At 68.7% G+C, this 9,658-nt stretch carries 11 protein-coding genes and 1 tRNA gene; 7 read left to right on the top strand and 5 right to left on the bottom strand.

What is annotated here, in order from left to right; translation table 11 throughout:
- Positions 1–233: 233 nt before the first annotated feature.
- The 3 genes from DJ69_RS08730 to DJ69_RS08720 are packed head-to-tail and all read right to left on the bottom strand — an operon-like array spanning position 234 to position 3,378.
- Positions 234–935 carry a helix-turn-helix domain-containing protein gene (locus tag DJ69_RS08730; protein ID WP_099255258.1) on the bottom strand — a complete coding sequence of 234 codons (702 nt, stop codon included), beginning with the start codon at positions 933–935 and terminating at the stop codon, positions 234–236.
- A 51-nt stretch (positions 936–986) separates the two neighbouring features.
- A complete protein-coding gene (locus DJ69_RS08725; RefSeq protein WP_180271770.1) occupies positions 987–2,570 on the bottom strand; it encodes an AMP-binding protein in 1,584 nt (527 codons plus the stop codon).
- A gap of 1 nt (position 2,571) precedes the next feature.
- Entirely contained in the window at positions 2,572–3,378 is an 807-nt protein-coding gene (locus DJ69_RS08720) for an alpha/beta fold hydrolase (protein ID WP_180271769.1), read from the bottom strand.
- Between the two features lie 174 nt (positions 3,379–3,552).
- Between DJ69_RS08720 and DJ69_RS08715 the strand changes: the two genes are divergently transcribed.
- The 4 genes from DJ69_RS08715 to DJ69_RS08700 all read left to right on the top strand — a co-directional run bounded on the left by DJ69_RS08715 (position 3,553) and on the right by DJ69_RS08700 (position 6,353).
- Positions 3,553–3,663, top strand: a tRNA-Glu gene (locus tag DJ69_RS08715).
- Between the two features lie 97 nt (positions 3,664–3,760).
- Positions 3,761–4,963: a cystathionine gamma-synthase gene (locus DJ69_RS08710; protein WP_099255257.1), complete on the top strand. Its 1,203-nt coding sequence runs from the start codon at positions 3,761–3,763 to the stop codon at positions 4,961–4,963.
- Positions 4,964–5,064: 101 nt separating this feature from the next.
- Positions 5,065–6,012: a D-2-hydroxyacid dehydrogenase gene (locus DJ69_RS08705; protein WP_099255256.1), complete on the top strand. Its 948-nt coding sequence runs from the start codon at positions 5,065–5,067 to the stop codon at positions 6,010–6,012.
- 158 nt (positions 6,013–6,170) lie between these two features.
- Positions 6,171–6,353 (top strand): hypothetical protein, encoded by a 183-nt coding sequence (locus DJ69_RS08700; protein ID WP_099255255.1) that lies wholly within the window; start codon positions 6,171–6,173, stop codon positions 6,351–6,353.
- Between the two features lie 134 nt (positions 6,354–6,487).
- Here DJ69_RS08700 and DJ69_RS08695 read toward each other — a convergent pair whose 3' ends face one another.
- Positions 6,488–7,054, bottom strand: a complete 567-nt coding sequence (locus tag DJ69_RS08695; RefSeq protein WP_099255254.1) for a peptidylprolyl isomerase — start codon at positions 7,052–7,054, stop codon at positions 6,488–6,490.
- Positions 7,055–7,188: 134 nt separating this feature from the next.
- Here DJ69_RS08695 and DJ69_RS08690 point away from each other — a divergent pair, with 134 nt between their 5' ends.
- The 3 genes from DJ69_RS08690 (at position 7,189) to truA (ending at position 8,828) form a co-directional block, all read left to right on the top strand.
- Positions 7,189–7,389: a XapX domain-containing protein gene (locus DJ69_RS08690; RefSeq protein WP_095637343.1), complete on the top strand. Its 201-nt coding sequence runs from the start codon at positions 7,189–7,191 to the stop codon at positions 7,387–7,389.
- A gap of 72 nt (positions 7,390–7,461) precedes the next feature.
- Positions 7,462–7,950, top strand: a complete 489-nt coding sequence (locus DJ69_RS08685) for a universal stress protein (protein WP_099255253.1) — start codon at positions 7,462–7,464, stop codon at positions 7,948–7,950.
- Entirely contained in the window at positions 7,947–8,828 is an 882-nt protein-coding gene (gene truA / locus DJ69_RS08680; RefSeq protein WP_099255252.1) for a tRNA pseudouridine(38-40) synthase TruA, read from the top strand. Before DJ69_RS08685 ends, truA begins: the two co-directional genes overlap by 4 nt.
- Position 8,829: 1 nt before the next feature.
- Here the strand turns inward: truA and DJ69_RS08675 are convergent, their stop codons facing one another.
- Entirely contained in the window at positions 8,830–9,363 is a 534-nt protein-coding gene (locus tag DJ69_RS08675) for an Rrf2 family transcriptional regulator (RefSeq protein WP_099255251.1), read from the bottom strand.
- Positions 9,364–9,658: the final 295 nt, after the last annotated feature.

The raw sequence follows: 9,658 nt of genomic DNA, 5'->3' as shown, positions 1-9,658 counted from the left end.
GTCGCTCCCGTCGCCGCCGTTGCCCGTGCAGCCGGCGAGGCCGGCCAGCCCGACTCCCCCGACCGCGGCACCAGTTCGTCGCAGATACGATCGCCGTGTGGTCACGTCTCGCATACCAATAACGGTGTGAACACACCGACAAAAGGGGGCGAGTTAAGATGTTAACAAGCGACGCGGGAATACCCCAAACCGACTCGTTCGGGCGCTGAGCGGTGCGGTTCCGAATCCGGTCATTAGTTTATCCGATCGAGCGCGGCGACGACGCTGCGGAGCAGTTTCTTCTCGCCGCGGCGCATGTTCTTTGAGACCGCCGCGGTCGACACGTCGAACTCGTCGGCGAGGGTCGACAGCGTCGCGTCGCGAGGCGACTCGAAGTACCCCTCCTCGGCGGCGGTCTCGATCGTGTCGCGCTCGACGTCGGTGAGATCGCGGCAGGCGTCAAGCATCGTCGACGCCGCGTTCGCGTTCCGCATCGTGTCGAACAGCGACTCCATCGACAGCTCAGACTGGTCTTCGACGACGAACTCGTTGCCCTTCTCGAGGTCGTGGAGCGCCGCTTCCGTCGTCGCCTCGTCGTCGAACCCCACCTGCCACTGCTCGGAGCCGTCCGCGATCCGGAACGGGCCGGTGATGTACCCGCCGTGGTCGGTGATCGTCGACATCGCGTTCGTCTCCTCGATGACGGTCCGGATGATCGCGGTGCCATCCTGCTTCGAGAACTGCTTGTACTCCGCCATGTTCTCGTGGTCGCGGAGCGCCGCGAGCCCCTCGCCAAGCTCGTAGCGGTCCGACGACTCGACGAGCAGCCGCGTCTCCAACTGCTCGGCAGCCGTGTCGAGCTGCCAGTGCATCGCGGAGAAGTCGACATCGTGGTCGGCGGACGTATCGATGAACGGGCAGTCGAACTGCTCCATATCCATCGTGACGTCGATCATGGCCAGCCGTTATCCCCCACATATATAACGGTTGTTCCTTAGAGACACGTTTCACTCTCCGAACCGCTCTTCGATGGCCGTTCGGTCGATCTTCGACGGCCCGGACGTGGGCATCTCGTCGACGAACGCGAGCGCTTTCGGCACCGCGAACCGCGCGACGCGGGAGGCGAGGTGTGACTCCACGTCGTCGAGCGTCAGCGACTCGTCGCCCACGAGCACCGCCTTCCCGACGGTCCCCCACTCCTCGCTCGGGACCCCGACCACCACGGCTTCCTCGATCCCCGGGTGATCCGTGAGCGCGTCCTCGACGCGGGGCGGATACACGTTCTCGCCGCCGGAGACGAACATGTTCTTTTTGCGCCCCTCGATGTGGTAGTAGCCGTCGTCGTCGATCCGGGCCAGATCGCCGGTCGAGACCCAGTCGCCGAACGTGTCGGCGGTCGCTTCCGGGTTGTTCCAGTAGCCGTCGGCGGCCGCGGGACCGGCGAGTTCCAGCTCCCCGACCGTCCCGTCGGGCACCCGCCCGTCGTCGTCAACGACGCGAGCGTCGACCCCGAGCGCGGGGACGCCCACGCTCTGCGTCTTCTCGTCCGGGAACCCGTCGGGCATCGCGAAGTTGTTCGGACCGCACTCGGTGAGCCCGTACCCCTGCGAGATCTCGACGCCGCGATCGCGCCACGCCTCGATCACGCTCTCGCGGCAGGGCCCCCCACCGCTCTTGACGAATCGGAGCGTCGAGAGGTCCGTCGTCTCCCAGTCGTCGTGCCGGGCCATCATCCGGAGCACGGCGGGGACTGCCACGAGCGTCGTGGCCCCCTCCCGCTCCACGTTGGCGAGGACGCGACCGGGGTCGACCTCCGGGCTCAAGAGGATTCGCGCGCCCATCTGGAAGAAGGGGACCGTGAGCACGTTCCAGCCGCCGGTGTGGAACATCGGGAACACCATCGGAGTCACGTCGTCCTCGCGGAGCCCCCACGCCGTGATCGTGTTGAACCCGTTCCAGTGGATCGCCCCGTGGCTTATCACCGTCTCCTTCGGAACGCCCGTCGAGCCGCCGGTGTGAAGGAAGAGATGGGGGTCCGCGGGCGACACCGACGCCGTCTCGACCGGCGACCCGTCGGTCGGCAGATCGGCGGTGTACGGCCGCCACGCGTTGTCTTCGTCGGTGGGAATCGCCCGAACAGGGGGTTCCGCGTCGGCGCGTTCCAAGGCGTCGACCACGTCGCCCTCGAACGGCGTCTCGACCATGAGCAGCCCGGGGTCGACATCGCCGAGGACCGCGGCCAGCTCGCGCTCGGCGAGTCGGTGCGACAGCGGGGCGAGCACCGCGCCGATCTTGCCGGTCGCGAAGAACAGGTCCACCAGTTCCACCCGATTCCGCGAGATCACCGCGACTCGGTCGCCCTTCGCGACGCCGGCGTCGCGGAGGAACCGAGCGGTGCGGTTGGCGCGCTCGTCGAGGTCGGCGTACGTGTACTCTTCGCCGGCGACGGTGTCCGTGACGGCGACGCGGTCCGGGGAGAGGCGGGCGCGCCGCGCCGACAGCGACCCCACCCAGTCGTACCCCCGGTCGGCGTGCGGGTGCGGTCTGGAGTCGTCGGTGCCACCGGTCGCCCGCGGATCGTTCGCCTCCATGTCAGGCCACCTCGTCGAGGAACGACCGGATCCGACTGTCGATCGCGTCCCGCTCCTCGATGAAGAAGAGGTGTGGGCCGCCCTCGACCCGCTCGACGCTCGCGTGCGGGAGCTGCGCGGCGAGCAGCTCCGCGTTGCCGACGGGGAGCACCCGGTCGTCGGTGCCGTGGAGCACGAGCGTCGGAACGGAGATCTCGTCGAGCCGGTCTGTCGCGTCGAACGCGGTCACCGCCGCGGCCTGCGCCTCTCGGCCGCTCGGCGTCGCGTCGCCGGCGAGCCGCCAGTCGACGATCCGGTCGACGAGGTCGGGCTCGCGCTCGTAGAACCCGTCGCTCACGGCGGGCTCCATCAGGTATCTGATTCGCTCGCGCGGGCCGAGGTCGTCGGGCGCGGAGAAGATGTGTTCCCGTACCTCGGCCGGCATCTCCGGGGCCTCTTCACCCCCCGGCGAGGTGCACAGCAGCGTCAGCGAGGCGACTCGGTCGTCGGCGAGCGCGAGCTCCTGTGCGATCATCCCGCCCATCGACGCCCCGCAGACGTGGACGCGGTCGACGTCGCGGTCGTCGAGGACGGCCCGCGCGTCGGCGGCCATCTCGCTGATCGCATACGGGCCGTCGGGCGCGTCGGAGTCGCCGGTACCGCGGTTGTCCGGCCGAAGCACCTCGTACTCGTCCGCGAGGTCCTCGGTCAACCACCGCCACATCCAGCGACCGTACCCCAGCCCCTCCAACAGGAGTACCGTCGGACCGTCGCGCGGCCCGTCGACGGCGTAGTGGATATCGACGCCGTCGCGTGTCACTCTCGGCATACGAAAACGAAGCACGTGCCGCCCTATCAACCTGCACGTTAACCTTTCAACCGGTGGGGTCGATCGCCCGGAACGGTCAGCGAACCGAACGATGGCGCCGCCACCCTGCCGACGCTTCCCACGGTGCCGCGACTTGAGAAGAGTTAAATCGGATGCGGCATTACCCGAAATTGCGCTCGGTTGGTGTAGTCCGGCCAATCATGTTGGCCTTTCGGCAGACGCGGCGCGACGGCGCGCCGGTTTGGAAGACAGCCGACGACCAGGGTTCAAATCCCTGACCGAGCACTTCTCACAGCCTCACACCTTTAGCGACGGCGCCCGCTGTTGGCACGCTCCGGCTCTGAAGGGGAAGAATCACCTCCCTCGGCGACGACCGCCGAGTATGAGCGACCGATCCGATGCCGGCGAGGGCGATGAGTCCCGCGAGGGCGACGACCGCCACTTCGAGACACGCGCCATCCACGCCGGGCAGGAGCCCGACCCGGAGACCGGCGCGCTGATGACGCCGATCCACGCGAACTCCACGTACCAGCAGGACGGGCCGGGCGAGCACCGCGGCTACGAGTACAGCCGGACCGGGAACCCGACCCGGACCGACCTCGAAGCCAACCTCGCCTCGCTGGAGTCGGGGAGCCACGCGCGCTGTTTCGCCTCCGGGATGGCCGCGATAAACACCGTCTTGAACCTCCTCGAATCCGGAGACCACGTCGTCGCCGGCGACGACGTGTACGGCGGGACCCACCGGATCCTCACGCAGGTGTACGAACAGTACGACATCGAGACCTCGTTCGTCGACACGACCGACCACGACGCGGTCCGGGACGCGATGTGCGAAGAGACGGAGCTGGTGTGGGTCGAGACGCCGACGAACCCCCTGATGAACGTCAACGACATCGGTGCCCTCGCCGAGATCGCCCACGCGAACGACGCGCTCTGTGCGGTCGACAACACGTTCGCGACCCCGTACCTCCAGCGCCCGCTCGAACACGGCGCCGACATCGTCTCCCAGTCGCTGACGAAGTACCTCGGCGGTCACTCCGACACCATCGGCGGCGCGCTGATCGTGGACGACGCCGATCTCGACGAGCGGCTCGGCTTCTACCAGAACTCGGTCGGCGCGACGCCCGGCCCCTTCGACTCCTTCCTCGTGCTTCGCGGGACCAAGACGCTCTCCGTCCGGATGGACCGCCACTGCGAGAACGCGATGGAGCTGGCCGAGTGGCTGGAGAGCCACGACGACGTGAGCCGCGTCTACTACCCCGGGCTGGAGAGCCATCCCGACCACGAGCTGGCGGCCGAGCAGATGGACGCGTTCGGGGGCATGCTCTCCTTCGAGTTCGACGGCACCCTCGACCAGGCGTCGACGGTCGTCAGCGAGACCGACGTGTTCACCCTCGCGGAGTCGCTCGGCGGCGTCGAGAGCCTGATCGAGCAGCCCGCCGCGATGACCCACGCCGCGATCCCCCGCGAGGAGCGGCTCGCGGCCGGGCTCACCGACGGCCTCATCCGGGTGTCGGTGGGGATCGAGCACGCCGACGACATGAAGGCCGACCTGCAGGCCGCGTTCGACGCGGCGCTGGAGTAGGCGGTCGGGGGGAACGGCGGCGAGACGCCAGCGGCCCGCCGATGCCGGCAGCGGTCGCCGGACGAACACCCTTTTTACTCGTTGCGACGAGTCTCTCCGCCATGAGCGACCCAGACATCCTCGTGTTGCGACAGACGATCCACGGCTCGGATGGCGCGGAGCTGGCCGCGGCGATCCGCGAACGCCTCCCCGACCGATCGGTCGCGCTGGCGCGGACGCCGGCGGAGGAGCGCGAGCTGCTGGAGACCGCGCGGGTCGCGGTCGGGCTCACCATCGACGAGGAGCTGCTGGCCGTCGCCGAGAACCTGGAGCTGTTCGCGTGCGTGTTCGCCGGCACCGGCCACCTCCCGCGCGAGGCGCTCGCGGACCACGGCGTCGCCCTGACGAACGCCTCGGGGGTCCACGGCCCGAACATCGCCGAACACGTGCTCGGGTCGATGATCACGCACGCCCGCCAGTGGACGCGCGCGCATCGCCAGCAGGACCGCCGGGAGTGGCGGAGCTACGAGACGACCGAGGTGTACGGGTCCACCGTCGCAGTCGTCGGGCTCGGCGCGATCGGCTCGGCGATCACCGACCGGCTGGAGCCCTTCGACGTCGACACGACGGGCGTCAGGTACTCGCCCGAGAAGGGCGGCCCGACCGACGAGGTGTACGGGTTCGACGAGTTCCACGACGCGATCGCGGACGCCGAGTACGTCGTGCTCGCGTGCCCGCTCACGGAGGCGACCCGCGGGCTCGTCGACGCCGACGCGCTTCGGTCGATGCGGGCTGACGCGGTCCTCGTCAACATCGCGCGCGGACCGGTCGTCGACACGGACGCGCTCGTCTCGGAGCTCCGGAACAACCGCATCGGCGGGGCCGCGCTCGACGTGACCGACCCCGAGCCGCTCCCCGAGGACCACCCGCTGTGGGGGCTCGGAAACGTGACGATCACCCCGCACAACGCCGGTCACACTCCACACTACTACGAGCGCGTCGCCGACATCCTCGCCGGGAACGTCGGCCGACTCGACGACGGGGAGGAGCTGGAGAATCGGGTCGTGTAACTGCGACTCTTCGTCGAGTCGCTCGCGCGCCCCGGAAGCCACAGCGCGCGACGCAGTCGTTCGCTGACTGGCGCGAGTTGCGACGAGGCGGTTTGCCAGCTCCGCCGCGCACGAGTATGGATAAACACTATCCGTTGGTGCGTCCAACCGACCAGTCGATGCACGGTGAGTCCCTCCAGCGGCTTGCGATTCTGTTAGGCGTGATCGCCTGCTTCGGAGCGATCCGAATCTACGGACAGGGGTTCGGCTACGTCTGGCCGTACACGGCTCTCATGTGGCTCTCGGTGATCGTCGGGGCGTACGGATTCCACCGGTCCCGCGAGGAGCGCCTCGCTCGGTAAGCCGCCCGGCCGCGAATCCGGTCGCCGACTGACGTGCATAACCCGCCCGTACCGAGCGACGCGGGGCCGAACCGTCCGTCCGCTGGTGACGTCGACCGGCCGATCTACCGATACACGGCTCCGCGAGCAGAGTCCTACTCGTCGACCGTGACCCGCTCGATCTCCACCGTGTCGCGGGGCTCGTCGCGGCGGTCGGTCGGGACGGAGCCGATCTCCTCGACCGCGTCCATCCCGTCGATGACCTGCCCGAAGACGGCGTGCTTGCCGTCGAGGTGGGGCGTCGCGTCCAGCGTGATGAAGAACTGCGAGCCGTTCGTGTTCGGGCCGGAGTTCGCCATCGAGAGGATGCCCGGGCCGTCGTGAGTCAGGTCGTCGTGGAACTCGTCGTCGAACTGGTAGCCGGGGCCGCCGCGACCGTTCTGCTGCGGGTCGCCGCCCTGGATCATGAAGTCCTCGATGACGCGGTGGAAGACGTTGCCCTCGTACAGCGAGTCGCCGCGGACCTCGCCGCTCTCGGGGTCCTCCCACGTGTTCGTCTCGCGGGCGGGATCCGCGTCGGCGGCGGGGTCGTGACGCGCCAGCCCGAGGAAGTTCTCGACCGTCTTCGGCGCGCGGTCCTCGAACAGCTCGACGACGACGTCGCCGTGATTCGTGTGAAGCGTCACCTGCGGGTTGCCGGGGTTGGAAACCTCTCGTGCCATGTTCCCGTGGAGGAGCGCCCGTCTGAAAACCCTGCCCATCCGCGGCGTCAGCGGGGAGTTCGCGACTGCCCATCGGTCTCACCGCACCGACCGCGAACGTCGGCCTTAAGAACCAACGACGCCGAATCGGCGACATGAGTTCCACGCCCGTGCTGACGGTCGCGGCCCTGATCGTCGGCCTCACCGTCGGCGCGCTGTTCGCCTTCCTCCGCGTGCCCATTCCCGCCCCGCCCGAGCTGCCGGGGGTGGTGGCCATCGTCGGGATCTATCTGGGGTTCAAGCTCGTCGGCTACGCCGGTGTCGGCTTCGACCTGCTCGACGCGCTCGGGCTGTAACCTCGCCGCCCCGCGGCGTCGGTCCATCCGACGGCCGGTACCGTTTTGCATCCGGCGGGCGGAGCCTCGCGTATGTACGACGACATCCTCCTTCCAGTGGCGCCGGGCGGCGAAGGGAACGACGCCATACCGCACGCCAAAAGCCTCGCGGAGCGCTACGACGCGACCGTGTACGTCGTCTCCGCCATCGACACGATCGCCCAGACGCTTCGCGGCCCACAGGCCGGCGCGTTCGCGGAGCGCGTCGAGGACGCGGCCGCGGAGCGGGTCGAGACCGTGACGGCGGAGCTGGAGTCGGCGGGCATCGAGGTGGTCGGCAACGTCATTCAGGGTGAGCCGGTCGACGTCATCGAGAACGCGATCGACGACGTGGGTGCCGACATCGTCGTGATGCCGAGCCACGCGCGCTCCGGCCTCCGGCGCGTCCTCCTCGGGAGCGTCACCGAGAAGATCGTTCGCGTCTCTCCCGTCCCGGTCGTCACGGTGCCGATGGCCGACCTGGAGGAAGCGGCGGACTCGGAGGCGGCCGTCGGCGCGGGCGACGCCGCCGACGCGGAGTGACCGACGGGCCGACGGCGACCCGCGCGTTCCGGGTCGCGTACGACGGCCGCGAGTACGCCGGTTTCCAGCGGCAGCCGCACGCGACGACCGTCGAGGGAACCCTGCTGCGCGCGCTCGCCGAACACGGGATCATCGACCGCGGCGACGGGCCCACGCACGCGACGCCGCCGGGGTACGCCGCCGCGGGCCGGACGGACGCCGGCGTCTCCGCGGTCGCGCAGACGGTCGCGTTCGCGGCGCCCGATTGGCTCACGCCCCGGGCGTTCAACGGGCGCCTCCCGGGCTCGGTGCGGGTCTGGGCGGCCGCCGACGTGTCTGAAGGGATTCACGCGACTCACGACGCGACCCGGCGGACCTACCGCTATCACCTGTACGCGCCGGCCCGCACCGCGGAGCCGGAGCGAGATCACGCGGTCGACGACGGTCGCGTTCGGGACGCGCTCGCTCGGTTTTCCGGCGAGCACGACTTTCACAACCTGACGAGCGACGAGACCGGAACCGTCCGAGACCTGGACGCGACCGCGACCCGAGACGGGGACCTCCTCGTCGTCGAGGTGAGCGCCGGGGGGTTCCCGCGGAAGCTCGTGCGCCGACTCGTCGCCGCGGTCCGCGCGGTCGGCCGCGGCACGGCTGACGGCTCCCTGATCGACCGTCTGCTTGCCCCCGATCCGGTCCCCGGAGAGTTCGGCGTCGGGCCCGCGCCGCCCGAGCCGCTGGTGCTCTGGGACGTGAGCTACGGGGGTGTCGAATTCGAGGTCGACCCCGAGGCGGCCGAGAGCGCGCGCGTCGCCTTCGGGGACCGGTACCGCGACGCCCGACACGCCGCCGCGGCGACGGGGGCGATCCGGTCTCGGATCGCGGGACCGGACCGGTCGTGACCTACGCCGCCTGCTCGCCGCCCCCCGTCTCCATCCCCTCGACGCGGACCAACAGGGTGTTGCCGTCGACGTGCGTCGCGTCGACGACCCCCGAGAGCCGGAGCCCCTCGCCCGGCGTCGGACCGACGGTCACCCGGTCGCCGGCGTCGAAGGTGCCGACCGGACCGCGGATCACGAGCTCCGCCCGACACAGTTCGGGGTTGGCGACGCTGGAGAGGTCGATCTCCTCGACGTTCACGCCCTCTACCGGATCACCCTCGCACTCGACGGGCGTGGTCGCGGCGCCGTCCATCCGCTCGACGCCGAGCGTCTCGTAGGCCGCGTCGGTCGGGACGTAGCCGCCCTTCGGCCCGGCGACGCCCTCTACCAGACCCACGTCGCGCAGGCTCTGCATCCGGTTTCGAACCGTCCCGGCGTTTCGGTCGATCGACTCGGCGATCCGCGCTCCCGACACCGGCCGATCCGCGTTCTCTGCGAGGTTTACGAGCGCCGTGAGCACCCGTTTCTGACTGCTCGTGAGCTGTATCGTCGACATGCGCGTATCGAGCGACCAGCATTGGATAAATGTTGTGATAAAATCACCTTATATGGTTGATAAAGAATGTTATGGTGAGATAATTTTGTGTATTTTGTGCTCTACCGTGATTTTGAACCTTATCGTGGCATTACTGGATCCAAATACGACTGCTTCTGTATCCTGGAGGTCTTTTGAGATTTTGTTGGGCGTCTGATTTGGTATTGGATGCAGAATAGATCTTACTGTGTGTTATTCGTGTAATTCCTTAAACAACCCCTACCACGAGTATTTATCCGTCGATTCGAAAGCGGTG

It is taken from the genome of Halorubrum persicum (genome assembly GCF_002727125.1).
In the GTDB taxonomy this organism is placed as follows: Archaea; Halobacteriota; Halobacteria; order Halobacteriales; family Haloferacaceae; genus Halorubrum; species Halorubrum persicum.
The sequence above is the reverse complement of the archived record's forward strand: the minus strand, read 5'-3'. Positions and strand labels throughout refer to the sequence as shown.